The 16729-nt window shown below is 36.9% G+C and carries 14 protein-coding genes; 6 read left to right on the forward strand and 8 right to left on the reverse strand.

The window, feature by feature from the left end; genetic code table 11:
- Positions 1–496 precede the first annotated feature (496 nt).
- The 5 genes from ESB04_RS08505 to ESB04_RS08525 all read left to right on the forward strand — a co-directional run bounded on the left by ESB04_RS08505 (position 497) and on the right by ESB04_RS08525 (position 5580).
- Positions 497–706, forward strand: a complete 210-nt coding sequence (locus ESB04_RS08505) for a response regulator transcription factor (protein ID WP_129027321.1) — start codon at positions 497–499, stop codon at positions 704–706.
- Positions 707–888: 182 nt separating this feature from the next.
- Positions 889–1137, forward strand: a complete 249-nt coding sequence (locus ESB04_RS08510; RefSeq protein ID WP_164969625.1) for a hypothetical protein — start codon at positions 889–891, stop codon at positions 1135–1137.
- A gap of 84 nt (positions 1138–1221) precedes the next feature.
- Positions 1222–1983 (forward strand): GLPGLI family protein, encoded by a 762-nt coding sequence (locus ESB04_RS08515; protein ID WP_129027323.1) that lies wholly within the window; start codon positions 1222–1224, stop codon positions 1981–1983.
- A gap of 32 nt (positions 1984–2015) precedes the next feature.
- Positions 2016–4601 (forward strand): hypothetical protein, encoded by a 2586-nt coding sequence (locus ESB04_RS08520; RefSeq protein ID WP_129027324.1) that lies wholly within the window; start codon positions 2016–2018, stop codon positions 4599–4601.
- Between the two features lie 253 nt (positions 4602–4854).
- Positions 4855–5580 carry an RluA family pseudouridine synthase gene (locus ESB04_RS08525; RefSeq protein WP_129027325.1) on the forward strand — a complete coding sequence of 242 codons (726 nt, stop codon included), beginning with the start codon at positions 4855–4857 and terminating at the stop codon, positions 5578–5580.
- 1 nt (position 5581) lies between these two features.
- On the opposite strand, the gene ESB04_RS08530 is transcribed toward ESB04_RS08525, so the two are convergent.
- The 5 genes from ESB04_RS08530 to ESB04_RS08550 form a co-directional block, all read right to left on the reverse strand.
- On the reverse strand, positions 5582–5989 hold the full coding sequence (locus ESB04_RS08530) for an RrF2 family transcriptional regulator (protein ID WP_109324128.1): 408 nt from the start codon (positions 5987–5989) through the stop codon (positions 5582–5584).
- Between the two features lie 136 nt (positions 5990–6125).
- A complete protein-coding gene (gene rpsG / locus ESB04_RS08535) occupies positions 6126–6593 on the reverse strand; it encodes a 30S ribosomal protein S7 (RefSeq protein WP_109324129.1) in 468 nt (155 codons plus the stop codon).
- A 70-nt stretch (positions 6594–6663) separates the two neighbouring features.
- On the reverse strand, positions 6664–7068 hold the full coding sequence (gene rpsL, locus ESB04_RS08540; protein WP_109324130.1) for a 30S ribosomal protein S12: 405 nt from the start codon (positions 7066–7068) through the stop codon (positions 6664–6666).
- A gap of 140 nt (positions 7069–7208) precedes the next feature.
- Positions 7209–8399, reverse strand: coding sequence for a mannonate dehydratase (gene uxuA / locus ESB04_RS08545; RefSeq protein WP_129027326.1), 1191 nt, complete (start codon positions 8397–8399; stop codon positions 7209–7211).
- Between the two features lie 342 nt (positions 8400–8741).
- The gene (locus tag ESB04_RS08550) at positions 8742–10268 is read right to left on the reverse strand and encodes a DUF4301 family protein (protein ID WP_235832207.1); all 1527 of its coding nucleotides are present in this window, start codon (positions 10266–10268) and stop codon (positions 8742–8744) included.
- Positions 10269–10357: 89 nt separating this feature from the next.
- Between ESB04_RS08550 and ESB04_RS08555 the strand changes: the two genes are divergently transcribed.
- Positions 10358–12280, forward strand: a complete 1923-nt coding sequence (locus tag ESB04_RS08555) for a RecQ family ATP-dependent DNA helicase (protein WP_129027328.1) — start codon at positions 10358–10360, stop codon at positions 12278–12280.
- On the opposite strand, the gene lon is transcribed toward ESB04_RS08555, so the two are convergent.
- The 3 genes from lon to rseP form a co-directional block, all read right to left on the reverse strand.
- Entirely contained in the window at positions 12241–14736 is a 2496-nt protein-coding gene (gene lon / locus ESB04_RS08560) for an endopeptidase La (protein WP_129027329.1), read from the reverse strand. The genes ESB04_RS08555 and lon overlap by 40 nt on opposite strands.
- Positions 14737–14825: 89 nt before the next feature.
- Positions 14826–15329, reverse strand: a complete 504-nt coding sequence (locus tag ESB04_RS08565; protein ID WP_129027330.1) for a DUF6702 family protein — start codon at positions 15327–15329, stop codon at positions 14826–14828.
- Between the two features lie 3 nt (positions 15330–15332).
- On the reverse strand, positions 15333–16724 hold the full coding sequence (gene rseP, locus ESB04_RS08570; protein ID WP_129027331.1) for an RIP metalloprotease RseP: 1392 nt from the start codon (positions 16722–16724) through the stop codon (positions 15333–15335).
- Positions 16725–16729: the final 5 nt, after the last annotated feature.

Consider the following 16729-nt stretch of genomic DNA (forward strand, 5'->3'; position numbering starts at 1 on the left):
CTGAGCCAGGATCAAACTCTCCATTGTAAATATTCTTTGGATGTTTGACTTGCTCTTATATATAATAAGAATTGTCTTTATCCTTGTCTTGAATGCTATTCTTTACTCTTCATAACTAACTTAAATAATTATGAACTTTTTCCTTTTATCAACACGTCAAAGAACTCTTTGTACTTACATTAACCTTAAATCACTCAAAAACTTGAAGACAAAAAAATTCGAAACTTAAAGTTTCGTATTCTTTTTTTTCTTATTCGCTTTTAAGCCATAAAGCCTCTCGTACTTCGAACAACTACCGTTGTAGTCGCTAAATCGGAGTGCAAAGATGTAGGTTTATTTTCCTTATTCCAAATCATTGCACAAAAAAATTATACCCCACCGCCTAATTCATTGAAACACAAGGAGAAAAAAATGAAGAAAATTTAGCCTGATGGAACTAATGAAGAATTTTTAATAATATTGAGCCCAATACCTTAACCCTAATAATTAATACCTCATGTTAAATCATCTCCCCCAGGAGGAATTCACCCTCCGTGAATTGGAAATCATTCGGCTCATTCAACTAGGATTTACCTCTCAAGAGATCGCTCAGCAATTGCATATCTCCGCTTTTACCACCAAGAAACATCGTGAAAACATTGCCAAAAAGATTGGCAGTCATGGAAAAAAAGAATTCAGAAGATTCATTCGAAATTTTAAAATTTAAATACATCATAAGTAAATCTCTACCTATAAAAAACAGAAACTCATCAAAAATAGGAGAAAAATAGGACTTCTTTCCCTACAAAAGAAGCTTAAATATCCATGAGCTTTACATCAAGTTGGCCAAGCTTGGTGAATCCCGAAAAACCCATAAAGAGTAGGGGGAATTAATTACTATTTGTTCAAATGAACTTGACAAGAAACTACGCAAAACTTCAAAAGGTAATGGCTATTGCAATCCTTATTGGGCTTGCAGCCATATCAACCAAATCCAAAGGTACTAGTTTATATTTTGCCCAATGTTGTACTGCAACCATAAAACTTGAAAATAGGGATGTAACAATCTCAGTTACAAAATGTAGAACGACACTTATTGATGCTTGTGATGCTGCTTACAGAGAAGTGCGAAAAGCCGCTATAGCTCTGGGGGAATAATTTTCGAAAATGATGATTATCAGGGTAATCCAAATTGAAGATTATCCTGATAATATATTAAGTACAAATTATAATTAACTCTAAATGAAAATGAGAATAATAGTCATAACTCTATTTTTCACCCTTTGGGGGATTAAATCTCTAGGACAAAATTCAGAAATCAATGTAGTTTATAGTCTATTCAAAGGAGGCGATATTATCAATTTTGATGTGAAAATATTCGACGATTTTTCCACTTATAAAGCTCAAGAAGCAAATGTAAATAATCTAAATGATATTACATTGAACGTCACAACACCAGGAGGTTACATCTTTGAAAAAATTAAAAAAGAAAATAAACTCTATTATTCCGAGTCAATAATGACAAAACGCTTTTATGTTGTTGATTCATTACATCCGATGAAATGGAAAATAGGAAAAGAAATAAAATCAATTCTTGGATACCCTTGTCAAAAGGCACAAACACATTTCAGAGGTAGAGACTATTTTGCTTATTTTACTAAAAAAATACCCGTAAACAATGGTCCATATAAGTTTGGGGGACTACCTGGTTTAATTCTTGAAGTATATTCAACAGATGAAGAAATAAAATATTTAGCGAAAAGCATCAATTTTTCTAAAAACACAATTAACCATATTCCTTCATATACAAAGTATCATAGTAAATACATTTCTCACCTAGATTTTGTTTCAATATATATAACTACTTGGAAAAGTATTATTGCCAAGCTCAAATCAAGAGCTGAAGATCATATTCCTGGAGATGAAAACTACATTAAAAGCAATGAAATTGAAATTAAATATCCAGCATTACAGCTAGGAAGGGGTATAAATTTAAACGATTAGGTGTTTATAAGCGGATAAACAAACTGCCTAAAATGACTGACAAGGGCAATTCATACAAAACAATTTTGGGGGTCATAGGGATTGTTTTTATAGGTTTATCATTCAATTGTCTTTCACAAAATCCTAAAATCAATGCCAAAATTTTGGATGGAAGAACTGGTAAAATGATACTTCAGGGTATAGCTATCGTGGAGGATTCACTTGAAAACCATATCAATTTCACTCAAATAGAAAATGGATTTCTTTCTATTGAAATTCCTAAGAATATAAGTATAAGGCTGACTGTAAATTCCTTAGGATATCAAAGCTATTGCCAACAATTTCAAGATCAAGAGACAATTAGGAATCTCCATCTAATTTGCCTCCAGCCGGACACAACCTATCTGTTGGAAGAGGTTTATGTTAAAGCAAAACCTATTTATCAAAATCAAGATACATTACTATACAAAGTTCAAGCACTAAAACTTCCCGGTGACCAAAAAATTGAAGATTTACTTAAGAGGCTACCTGGAATTACGGTGGATGAATATTCAGGCAAAATAAAATATAAAAATAAGAGAATCCAGACAGTACTATTAGACGGGGAAAACTTGTTAGACCAAAATTATAGCCTAGCCACTAAAAACATTGCCATTGATGATATAGATGAAGTTCAAGCCATTGAACATTTTACCGAGAATTCAATTATTAATAACTTGGGCAGCTCAGAAGAGGTTGCCTTAAATCTAACTTTTAAGAAAAAATTTACCTTGTCTAATTCCAGCAATATAGATGCAGGAATCATAGAAAGTTCACTTAACGCACTTCAAATTAAAAATAATACATTAATCAATACACCAAAAATCAAAAGTATCATCAATGGCTCTTTTAACAATATCGGAAACAATAACTCCAGCATAGAATTTTCCAATGTTAATTCTGATATTGCCACTTACTCCTTTCTACCTGAAAAATTAATTCCATTTGGCCCCTCCTTTTTAAATTCGGATTTACAAAAAACGAATCGAAATAATCAACTTCAATTAGAGCTTAACTCAATCTTTAAACTTCATAATAAGTTTAAAATTAAGGTAACAAGCGCTAGGTTAAAAGATAAATATTCTATTATACAAGAAAATGCTAGCTCTATCAACTTGCCAAACCAATCCTTCAGCATATCTGATAATCGACATGAAAAAACCATATTGGATTATTGGTTAAATTCGATTTATTCCAAATATCAAGCATCTAAAAATTTAAATATTGAGTGGAAATACCATTATACCGAAGCTTCACTATTTAATTCAACAGAACAAGTAATTAATTCGGCTATAGACTTCAACTCAAATCAAAATTTTCAACAAAGGGACCATTTAGCTAATGTTATCATTACTTCTAAGTTGGGCCCTAATTCTGCTCTCATTTATACCTTTCAAAGCCTAATTAATACTAATGATTATGATCTCCATTATTTATATAAATTAATACCCCCAGTAGACAAATTCCAATTAATCAATCACCGGAATCATTTAATAAAAAACACATTCCAATTGATTCAAGTTTTTATTCCTAAAATTTTAATTGCTGAAACTAAATTGGATGCGAATCAAATTAAGCAGACGATATTCAATTTCGGCCTTTCCAGATATTCCGAAAAATCCATTAATTTGTCTCAAACTTTAAAAGGTAAGATTTCCAAACTGGACTATAACTTCACCGTCAACCACGAAGAAAATAGAATAGACAATAATGGGCACGAAAATAATTACTCTATTTTCAACTATTCATTTAAAACAAGTTTTCCATTTTTAGGTCAATTTATTGAATATAGAAACTCAAAATCAAATAAATCAAACTACCGTAATTATATTTTAACCGATAGTGTTTTTTTAAATAGTCGACATATTCGGCTTGATTCAAATCTAACCAATATCCCAATTTTATACACTCATACCCTTAGTTTAAGTAATAGCATTCAAAATAACCTATACTATAATTTCAGTTATAGACATTCCAAGATAAATAGTGATTATTATCAGTCCCAAGAAATTACTAATCTGAATATTATTCAAAAAAATATTTGGTTAGACCAGTCGAATACAATGACCAATACTAAACTTGAAGTAAACTTTTTTGTCCAACCACTTTCCATTAATTTGAAAAGTATTGTTGAGTTCACCTCCTATCAGTTTCCCAATATTGTTAATAAATCCCAACTTAGAATTAATGAATCTTCAACTTTTCATCTTGGAATGGGGTTCTCCACAGGTTATTTAAAAGGCTTTTCCATCCAAAATATTTTTCATTCCTACTATAATGCAATTGAGAACAATAGCACTTTGTTTGAAAATTTTACCCTCAGAAACCAATTCCAATTATTCTTTAGTGTAAAAAAAATAGCCTACCGATTTGAATCGCAATCTTTTCAGTACAGCACTAATGCAAGTCCATTACATTTTTTGGATTTTTCAATCCTCTATCGTCCGGAAAAATCATCTTGGTCAATTGCGCTTAGAGGAATTAACTTATTGAACAATACAGAGAAAAAATTCATAACAATTTCGGATTATGGAACTTCCTCCTTAACTAATCCCCTATTGGGTAGGTCATTGCTTATTTCATTTAGTTATACTCTTTGATGTGAATCTTATAGATTTAAATTCAATCAATTGGAAGAAAATAACTTTTTTCTTGAAAAAGCAGAAAATGCATGGAATTACACTATTGAACTAAATTAGAAAAAATGATTTAATTGGGGAATTTAAGAATCTCATTAGTTTATTATACATTAAATACCTTATTCCAATCTATTACTGAAAAATTTTACAAATTAATTGTCCTAACTTTGTCATCGCAAGCCTGAGCCAATTCAGACCTTTCAGAAGAACTAGAATGAAAGACTACCACATCATATACGAGGATAATCACCTCCTAATTGTCAATAAAAGAGCAGGAATTCTTGTTCAAGGAGATAGTACGGGCGACCGTACTTTGACCGACGTATTAAAGGACTATATCAAGGAAAAATACCAAAAACCAGGGGCCGTTTTTTTACACCCTGTACATCGGTTAGACCGACCAGTCAGTGGATTAGTCGTTTTTGCTCGTACATCCAAAGCCTTGGAACGTATGATGGAACTCTTTCGCAAAAGAGAAATTCAAAAAACATATTGGGCAGTTACCCGCAGAAAACCAGATCCTACTAAGGGAAAACTAACCCATTGGCTCCTAAAAAATGAGGCCAAAAACACCACTACGGCCTATGATTATCCTGAAGACAAAGCTCAAAAAGCGGAATTAAACTACAAATTATTAGGGAAAATAAATTTGTACTATCTAATTGAGGTAGAACCTCTTACAGGTAGACCTCATCAAATTCGAGTGCAACTTGCCACCTTGGGCTGCCCTATTCGTGGAGATATTAAATACGGATATGACCGACCCAACCCAGACGGAAGTATTAACCTGCATGCCCGCCGATTATATTTCATTCACCCCATCAAGAAAACTCCAATCATCTGTAAAGCTGCAGTACCTAACAATCCTTTCTGGGAGGAATTCCTTGAACTTGATACGGAAGAAGTAAAAGAAAAAAACTTAGACCACTTATACGAATAGATTAGATTAACTCCTCTAAGGTAGTTTTTTCCAAAACGGATAGGTTGGCATCACGCCACTTGGCTAAAACAGAGCGCAACTTACAAGTTTCCTCATTGGCACAATCATCACACTTGCCATAAAAATGCAAAGAAACACAAAGCGCTGGAGCGATAGGTCCATCTACAATACGAATGATTTTAGCAAAAGTCACTTGACTTGGTGGAATACGTAAATAATATCCGCCACCTTTGCCTTTCTGACTTTGAAGTATTCCATGATTTCTTAATTCCAACAAAATAGCTTCTAAAAACTTTTTAGGAATATTCTCTGATTCTGCAATGTGAGAAATCAACAATGGGCCTTTTTCATAAGCCTGAGCTAACACTTTCAACGCCTTCAAAGCATACTTTGCCTTCTTTGAAATCATTTGTTAATGGGGATTTAATAGGAACTGACCAAAGCTAAACATTTTATCAAGATTTGCCAAATTCTCCAATTGTGATAAAAATCAGCTTAAATAAAAAAGGCCAACCCTGCGGTTGGCCTCCTTAAAAATACAATCATTAAAAACGGAAGTGTGAGAACGCTTTGTTCGCCTCCGCCATGCGGTGTGTATCATCTTTCTTCTTCACAGCAGCTCCTTCACCTTTAGATGCAGCAATGATTTCATTCGCTAAGCGATCCATCATCGTTTTGTCACCTCTTTTTCTAGCATATCCAATCAACCACTTCATTCCTAACGCAACTTTACGTTCAGCTCGTACTTCCGTTGGAACCTGAAAGTTAGCTCCACCTACACGGCGGCTCTTCACTTCTACAGATGGCATTACATTGTTTAATGCTTTTTTCCAAGTTTCTAATCCATTCTCCTTAGTACGCTCTTCCACTTTATCTAAAGCATCGTAAAAAATTGTGAACGCCACAGATTTTTTACCGTCGTACATCAAATTGTTGACAAACTTGGTTACTAATACATCCCTAAATTTAGGGTCTGGTAATAAATAGCGCTTTTTTGGTTTCGCCTTTCTCATGGTGTTAAAGTTTAATGTCGACCCAACCTTCTGCCTTCACCTAGGCATACTGGATCTTTGTGTAAAAAAATTATTTTTTCTTAGCTGGAGCTGCTGCTTGACCTGGTTTAGGACGCTTAGCACCATACTTTGAACGAGATTGTAAACGACCAGATACACCGGCAGTATCCAATGCTCCACGAATGATGTGATAACGTACACCTGGTAAGTCCTTCACACGTCCACCACGAATCAATACGATCGAGTGCTCTTGCAAATTGTGACCTTCTCCTGGAATGTAGGCATTCACCTCTTTCTGGTTAGTCAAACGAACACGAGCTACCTTACGCATAGCTGAGTTTGGTTTCTTTGGAGTAGTTGTATACACACGCGTACAAACCCCTCTTCTTTGTGGACAAGAATCCAAAGCTGGTGACTTAGACTTCCAAGTCATTTGCTCACGGCCCTTGCGCACTAATTGCTGAATAGTTGGCATTTTAAATAATTACCGTTTAAAATTTTAAATCTTTTTAATTCCCTTAATTGACTAAAACTCATTTGGATAGAGTAATGCTATAGTAACGGGGGTGCAAAGTTAGCAAATAGAAATAGAATTCAAAATATAGATTGGCAATTTTATTTCAAAAAGCCCTCAATACCCAACTCTAATCCTCTCAACTCCGCCAAGCCTCTCAATCGACCAATCGCTGTATAGCCTGGATTTGTCTTTTTCCCTGCCTGCAAATCATCTAACATCTTGTGTCCATGATCGGGCCTAAATGGCATTCTGACATCTTTTCTACCCGCAGACATTCGATTTCTTTGTTCCACTACTAAAGCTTTCATCACTCCAAACATGTCCACATCTCCATCTAAATGATCCGCCTCATAAAAATTACCAAACTCATCTCTTCGGGTGGCGCGTAAATGAATAAAATTAATTCGACTGCCCATTCGTTCCACCATACCTACCAAATCGTTGTCAGCCCTTACCCCATAACTACCTGTACAAAAACATAAGCCATTGTTTGGACTTTCATAAGCTGCCAGTAACTGCTGTGCATCTGATTCAGTGCTCACCACGCGAGGTAATCCTAATATTGGATAGGGAGGATCATCTGGATGAATAGACAAATTTACGCCTGCTTCCTCAGCAACTGAAGTAATTTCCCTAATGAATTCATATAAATGCGCTCTTAATTCTTCCTCGCCAACATGGGCATAAGTATCTAAAGCCTCTTGGAAGGACACTAAAGTAAAACTTTCCTCACTGCCAGGTAAGCCAGCAATAACATTGCGGATTAATTTTTCTCGTTGAGAAGGGCTTGATTGATCAAACCATTCCTTTGCCCGCTGAATTTGTTCTGCGCTGTAGTGGTTTTCTGCGCTTGGCCTTTTTAATAAAAACAATTCAAATGCCGCAAACTCAGCTGCATCAAATCGCAAAGCCCTGGAACCATCTGGTAACTCAAAATCTAAATCGGTTCTTGTCCAGTCCAAAATGGGCATAAAATTATAACAAACAGTATCCAGCCCAGCTTTAGCTAGATTCCGTATCGACTGCTTATAATTTTCAATGTATTTTTTAAAATTGCCTGAGCGAGTTTTTATCGCCTCATGAACCGGAATACTTTCAATGACAGACCAGGTCAATCCTGCCGCCTCAATCATGCGTTTCCGCTCCAAAATATCATTTAATTCCCAAACTACCCCATTGGGTATCTGATGCAATGCTGTCACAATACCCGTTGCTCCCGCTTGGCGGACATCCGATAAACTCACCGGATCATTAGGTCCGAACCAACGCCAAGTTTGTTCTAATGCCATAGTAATTCTTTGTGTTTTTTAAATTTTTCTTTATCGGTATGATTTAACGCTAAGTTTTACCTCTGAGAATAGATTTGTCAACTTTTAAAAAGTTGACAAATCTATTGTCTTATTTCGAGTTAATTACCAGCAACTCATCTACAAGATTAAGAGCACAAAAGTAGCCTTTCCTACTCAAAATTGAACCAAATACTTGATAATTTTGACCAATGTCTTGGATAAAAAAAACCTTGCCTGGAAACCAAGCAAGGTTTTTGTAATCAAGCATTTATATACTTTCTTTAATATCTTATTCCAAAGGCCGCAAAATTAATTCCTTTTTATTCAGGAACAAAACGATTATTAGTTTTGATGAGCTGGCCTTAATAAATCAATTACTGTTTTAACCGGATTAAAGGTGTCTAAAGGTACTTCCACAAATATGGTATTCCAATAAGCCATGGCACCATTCCACAGTCCTGGCAATTCTTGCGCCTTCAATTTTTTCCCATCCTTGGTTTTTTCTGTTATAAATCCAGTACTCATATCTCGGTATTGAAGTAAGTCGAATGGCTTTCCATTCACATCCTTCGTAGCACATACTAAATCCACCGGATTAAAATGCGTTGACCCAATAAAAATGGCTTTCTGGGATTCATCTGCCATATTAACTTGTGCAGACTCCACCAATTGCAAGGTACTATTCCCTTCTTGGTCTCGACACCAAAATGGCCCTCCTCCTGGCTCACCTGTATTTTTAACCACCCCACAAATTCGGGTGGGCCGATTGAAAATCTTTTTAAACAATGCAACTTTCTCCTCCTGACTATGCTGATCCCAAGATTTTCCAGGTTGAATTCCCAAGTATGTCGATGCAAATTCTTGCATTTCGTGTAATTCAGAAGCACTTACCTGCCCTTTCAAGGTTTGGCTATACATTTTTAGCTTATCTAAAATCTCTACCAATAATCCCCCCAAGGCTTTCTTATACAAAATAGTACTATCCTTTAATTTATCTGGAACCACATTGTCGATATTTTTAATGAATATCAAATCTGCATCCAAATCATTTAAATTTTCCAATAAAGCTCCATGGCCTGCAGGTCTAAACAACAAGGAACCATCCGCCTCCCTGAATAAATTATTGTCCAAATCCACTGCCACCGTATCCGTACTCGGTTTTTGTTCAGAGAAACTAATATGAAACTTAATCTGATGCTTTTCCTCCAATTTAGGTAACACCTTTTTTACCAAGGCATCAAACCTTGAACGATGTTCCGGAGAAACAGTAAAATGTAAGTAGGCATCCTTACCATCAGAAGCATATTCTACCGCCTCCACTAAATGTTCCTCAAGAGGTGTTCTCACCCCATCTTCATAATAATGAAATGATAATAATCCTTTTGGTAATGAGCCGTAATCTAGTCCTTTATTCAACAACAAGTTTTCTAATATTTCTTGCTCAGTTGACCACTCAGGCAACAATTTCTTTAATTCGGGAGCAAAAGCAAATTCACTTAGTCGATCAAAGAATATAGTCGATTCCTTATTTGGTTTAGATTCCGATAAATGTTCAAATAGTGATTTAAACATCCGGGTAGCCGCACCTGATGCTGGTACCATTTTTAAAATGGACAATGTTCTTTTGGCATCTTCAAATCGTTTGACATAATGACTTACATCCGCATCACTCAAGTGAATTATACCATGACCAATACTGGCCGCCTGGTCCAATTTCATCCAAGGAAATCCTTGTTTAAAATAATCAACTTGTTGAATAATTTCTTGCTCACTTATTTTCCTCTTCTCTAATTGAATTTTGTCCTTTTCTGTCAACATACACATATATTTATTCTTAAATTTAATTGGAATCGTACAGAATTTCACCATGATTTTAGATTAATTATGAAGCCAATTCCTAATTTCTCCAATTAGCCCTGAAACGCCATGCGTATTTTTTTGGTAGCTTTGAATCAACTATGCAGGAAATACAGTCCATATTGAAAAAATATTGGGGATATGACACCTTTCGACCTCTTCAGGAAGAAATCATTCATTCCATTCTGGACAAAAAAGATACGCTTGCCTTATTACCTACTGGTGGTGGAAAATCCATTTGCTTCCAAGTGCCTGCTATAGCCATGGAAGGAATTTGCCTGGTAATTTCTCCCTTGATTGCCCTGATGCAAGATCAAGTCAACCAATTAAAACAACGAAATATCCCTGCAGAAGCCATTTACTCTGGAATGCATCCTCGGCAAATAGATATCCTGTTGGATAACTGCATTTATGGCCATATCAAATTTTTATATGTTTCTCCTGAGCGCTTAAAGACTGATTTATTTTTGGAAAGGGCCAAGCAGATGAATATTTCATTATTGGCAGTGGATGAAGCACATTGCATTTCTCAATGGGGTTATGATTTTCGACCTCCCTACCTAGAAATCGCGCAATTCAAAAATCTGTTTCCACAAATTCCTTGCCTAGCTTTAACTGCCAGCGCTAACCCTGAAGTCAAAACCGATATCATTCAAAAACTGGAATTAAAAAATCCAGCCATATTCCAAAAAAGTTTTAGTAGGCCCAATCTCTCCTATTCGGTGATTTGGGAAGAAAATAAAGAGAAAAAGCTGATCCAAATGCTGCAGCGAGTACCTGGGTCTTCCATTGTTTACGTTAGAAATAGAAAAAAAACGCAGCAAATCAGTGATCTGATAGAAAAAAGTGGCATATCCAGCACTTTTTACCATGCAGGCCTGAGCCCCCTAGATCGAAGCTCCCGTCAAAAAAACTGGATTGAAAATGGTATTCAATGCATGGTAGCCACCAATGCCTTTGGCATGGGTATCGATAAGCCTGATGTACGTTTGGTCGTCCATCTGGACTTACCAGATTCCCTAGAGGCTTACTACCAGGAAGCAGGAAGAGCAGGAAGAGATGAAAAAAAAGCCTATGCCGCTGTCCTCTGGGAAGAAAAAGATATCCTGGAATTACAAGCAAATTGGACCAAATCATTCCCCGAAGCAGATACCTTAAAAAAAGTCTATCAAGCCCTGAGCAATTACCTCCAAATTCCAGAAGGCAGCGGAGAATTAATGCACTATGATTTTGAGTGGACTCAAATGGCTAAGCGCTTTAATTTGCCTGCTTCCGAAACTTTTTTTGCCCTAAAAACATTGGAAAGTGAGGGCTTGATTCTCTTGAACGAGGCTTACCAAAACCCTTCTAAAATTAAAATTAACGTTTCGGCTACCGCCCTCTATGATTTCCAAATTCGAAATGAACGATTTGAGTCATTCATCAAATGCCTCTTAAGGATGTTCGGCGGCAATTTATACCAACAGTTTGTTCCTATTTCCGAAGCGGCCATTGCCCAACAATTCAAAGCCCCCATTACCGATGTTGAACGAAGTTTAACCTTATTGGAAAAATTTGAAATTTTGGATTATAACAAACAGAATGGTCTTCCCAAATTAACGTTATTGACGCCAAGAGCCTCCGTTTCTCAACTTCCCATTGATTGGAGTGCTTATCACAAAAAAAGAGATAATCACCTTGCCAAAATAAAATCAGTAGAACATTATGTTAGAAATAATAAGATTTGTCGAACAAGACTTTTAACCGCTTATTTTGGAGAAAGTCTAGATAAAAAATGTGGGATTTGTGATACCTGCATCGAACAAAAAAAGGCCTCCACAGGGGAGGCCAATCCAGAAAATCATGCCAGCGAGCGAAAACTGATTTTGCATTATTTACAACATGGCTCCTTGAGCCTACAAAATCTGGTTGACTGCCTAAGACCTCTTTCCAAAGAAGAAGCCATTCGAATTATTCAATACGCTTTGGACTTGGGTGAAATCACCTATACCGCTACCGATGAGTTGGGCTTAGCCTCATTCTGAAGCACAAACTGTACTGGATTCTTCACTTTTTCATGCAATAAAGCCAAGGCTAAAACCTCCATGGCATTTTCCACATAATGAAACGTTAAATCCGTAATATACCTTGCTTCAATTTCCTCAATATCCTTTTTGTTCTTGTGGCACAAAATTATCTCCTTGATTCCCGCTCTTTTTGCCGCCAAAATCTTCTCCTTGATTCCCCCAACTGGTAAAACCTTTCCTCTCAGGGTAATTTCGCCAGTCATGGCTAAATTGGGTTTTACCCTACGTTGGGTCAAAGCGGAAGCTATAGCGGTCAACATAGTAATACCTGCCGAAGGACCATCTTTAGGAACTGCTCCTGCTGGTACATGGATATGCAAATTATATTGATCAAAAATTCGATAATCGATGTCCAATAAATCGACATGGGCTTTCAAAAAACTCAACGCAGCCATGGCAGATTCCTTCATCACATCGCCCAATTGACCTGATAATGTCAATTGGCCTTTTCCTCGATTCAATAAGGTCTCAATGTACAAAATATCCCCTCCAACCGGTGTCCATGCTAAACCTGTTACTACACCTGCATATTCATTACTCTCGTAAGAGTCATTTTCAAAAATCTCTTGACCCAACAAACGCACCACATCTGCCGCTTGAATCTTATGAGGATATTCCTCCCCGACTGCAATGGATTTTGTGATTTTACGCACCACCTTTCCTAATTCTTGCTCCAATTTACGTACCCCAGACTCACGGGTATAACCCTCTACCACTTTTTGAATGGCAGCATCAGTCATGGTAAAATTAGCTTTATCTAAACCATGCTCTTTCTTCTGCTTAGGCAATAAATGTTTCTTAGCAATTTGTACCTTTTCTTCGATGGTATAACCACTCACTTCAATAATCTCCATTCTATCGCGCAGGGCAGGATGAATGGTATCCAAGTTGTTGGCCGTGGCAATGAACATCACCCGAGATAAATCGTATTCTACCTCCAAATAATTATCCAAAAAGCTGTTGTTTTGTTCAGGATCTAATACCTCTAACAATGCCGAAGATGGGTCTCCGCGATGGTCAGCTCCTACCTTATCTATCTCATCCAATATAAATACTGGATTAGAAGAACCCGATTTCTTAATGTTTTGAATCACCTTACCCGGCATAGCCCCAATGTAAGTCTTTCTATGACCACGAATTTCCGCCTCATCCCTCAAACCTCCTAAAGCCATGCGCACATACTTTCGTCCCAAGGCTTTGGCAATACTTTTCCCTAAAGATGTTTTACCTACCCCCGGAGGGCCATATAAACAAAGAATTGGCGCTTTCATGTCGCCCTTCATCTTCAACACAGCCAAATATTCAATAATTCTCTCTTTGACTTTTTCCAAACCAAAGTGATCAGCATCCAATATCTTTTTAGCCTTCACTAAGTCGAAATGATCCTTGGTATATTCTGCCCAAGGTAAATCTACTAGCAACTCAACAAAATTCATGAGCATCGGATATTCACCCGACATCGAATTAGTTCTCTGTAGTTTGGACAATTCCTTCAAGAAAAAGTCATTGACTTCCTTCGACCATTTTTTCTTGGCACCTCTAGCACGTAGTCCATCCAATTCTTGCTCAGGACTCTCTACACCCAGCTCCTCTTGCAACACTTTGATTTGCTGACGAATATAATAATCCCGCTGTTGCTGGTCGATATCACTTGTAGCCTTGCTTTGAATTTCCCGCTTCAACTCCAAATGCTGGATTTCTTTCATCATGTATTCCAACAAATGGGTGGCTTGTTCAATCCCATCCAAGGTTTCCAATAAGGCTTGTTTGTCTTTTAATTCTGCATTGATGTTGGAAGAAAGAAAATGAATCAAGAAGGCAGAGGAATCGATATTATCCAGAGCAATCTGTGCCTCCCGAGGAATCTCAGGATTCAAATTCAATATCTTTAGTGCCGATTCCTTCAAAGTGGAAATCAGCGCTTTATTCTCTCTATTCAGTTTCTTTGGAAAATTATCTTCCAAATAATTCACTTTGGCAATCAGGTTGGGCTCTGTCTTGATAAACTCACGAACCTCAAAACGCTTTCGGCCCTGTACAATGATGGTGGTATTACCTCCTGGCAAAACAAACATCTTAACAATGTGCGCCACGGTTCCTACTTTATATAAATCATCTGGCTGAGGTTCTTCCTTTGAATTATTAGCCTGCACCAATACTCCAATCGTGCGGTCGCCCTTATAGGCTTTTTTCACCAACCTCACAGACTTCTGCCTACTCACGGTGATGGGAATGACCATGCCCGGGAACAATACAATATTCCTGATAGGTAAAATGGGAAGCTCATCTGACAAAACACTCATTTTGTCATTGTTTTCTAAGCCCTCTGCCCCGATAGGTATTAACTCAATATTTTCGAAATCGGAAATATCTGATAAGTTCAAATGCTTAAAAAGGTCATTTGGATTATTCATACGCACATTTATTAAATCTAACTCTCCATTCTTGAAAAACTCATGGAGTATAAACAAATATCATGCCACAAGACAAGTTGGCAGGAAATTTACCAAACTAAGGTGTGTAGTACTTGGTTCTTTTGAAACAAAAAAGATTTCTTTTTGGAACCACGTGCACAATGAAATAAATTGGTTTGATCTGGAAATTGCTCAATCAACAAATCATTCATGATAAAAACCCCTGCCAAATCCTGATCCGTTGGAATCTCTAAATAGACCCAAATAACATCTGGATTAGGCTCCCATCCTATCCAACGATAAGGCGTTTGCAATTGTTTATTTACCTGAAAACCAAAATGCTTTCGAATATAGCTTTCAAGTAGCTCATCCATGTTGGGCGTTTTTTCAAAGCTGATTTTCTTGCTATGAAATGCACTTAATCCCAGCTCTAAATCATCTTGAAATAAACGAATGGCTATCTCCCATGTTTTTTCCTTTTCATTATACACACATTCAGTTACACTGGTATGAAAAGGATGAACTAACTCCTTGGCATTACTTTCCAAAGCAATGAAAAGAGAAAATACAAAAGCTATTAAACAGTTTTTCAACGCTTAAAAAAAGGCCTTAAATATGTCATTACCAAAGGTGTAAGCCATTAATGCAAGCAATAAAATCATACCGATTTGCTGCGCTTTCTCCATCACTTTGTCAGAGGCTGGCTTACCTGTAATCATTTCGTATATCAAGAAAATAGCATGTCCCCCATCCAAGGCAGGAATAGGTAAGACATTAAAAAATGCTAATGCCATGGATAAAAGACCTGTCAGCATCCAAAATCTTGTCCAGTCCCAAACGCCTCCAAACATTTGAGCTATACCAATAGGTCCACTCAAGGCTTTGGAAGCCGACACATCACCAGTAGCAATTTTCTTGAATCCACGAATGTTATCAGATATTACAGAAAATGCTCGTTTGGTACCTATACCCACGGATTGGCTAAAGCTATAATCCTCATGTGACATTTTCATTAAAATATCAGCCTGAAATCCTATCTGGCCAGTTTTTGCAACTACCATATCTAAAGTATCAGCTTTGCCCTGACGAAGAATCGCTAAACGGATAGGCTTACCTGCTTCCTTCTGCAACACTTCACGAATCTCATGATAATAGTTGATAGGAGTTTGGTTCACCGCTGTGATATAATCCCCCGCCTTCAAACCTGCTGCTAATGCAGGCAACATTTCTTCTGATTCTTTCCCCATCCATTTATCCAATAAACTTGGAGGATTGGGAGCCGTTACATCCAATACCTTAAATTTGGTCATTGGCTCAATGAATGCAGCACGTTTATCGCTTAATTGGCCAATGAAATTGGAAGGAATACGTATCGTCAGTTCTTTACCATCACGTAAAACTGTGTAATAGGAATTATCCCCTAAAAGCACATCAGAAGATCTTAAATCCGATAGTTGTTTGTAGTCCTCCCCATTTACCTTAATGATTTTATCTCCTGTCTTTAACCCTATTTGCTTGCCTAAATCTAGAGCTACAATTCCATTTTTATTCAATTCCTCTTTGGAAATGAAATTATTGCCATTGGAATAAGTTAAAGAAATGAAAATAATTACTCCAGTAATGACATTAACAATCACACCACCCAGCATGACGATCAAGCGCTGCCAAGCAGGTTTAGCTCTAAACTCCCATGGCTCGGGCTCCTTTGCTAAGGTTGCTGCATCTTGCGTCTCGTCGATCATACCCGCAATAGAAACATAGCCTCCCAGCGGAAACCAACCTAAGCCATATTCCGTATCCCCTACTTTCTTTTTGAATAAAGCAAAGTTTAATAAGGAAGGAATTGGAAATAGGAAGTCAAAGAATAAATAAAACTTGTCGACACGCATTTTGAACCACTTCGCTGTAATAAAATGACCAAACTCATGCAGTGTTACTAAAATGGACAATCCTAAAATCAATTGCCCCGCCATAATCAAACCTTCCATAATCT

The sequence above is a fragment of the Aquirufa rosea genome (assembly GCF_004118285.1).
GTDB lineage: Bacteria > Bacteroidota > Bacteroidia > Cytophagales > Spirosomataceae > Aquirufa > Aquirufa rosea.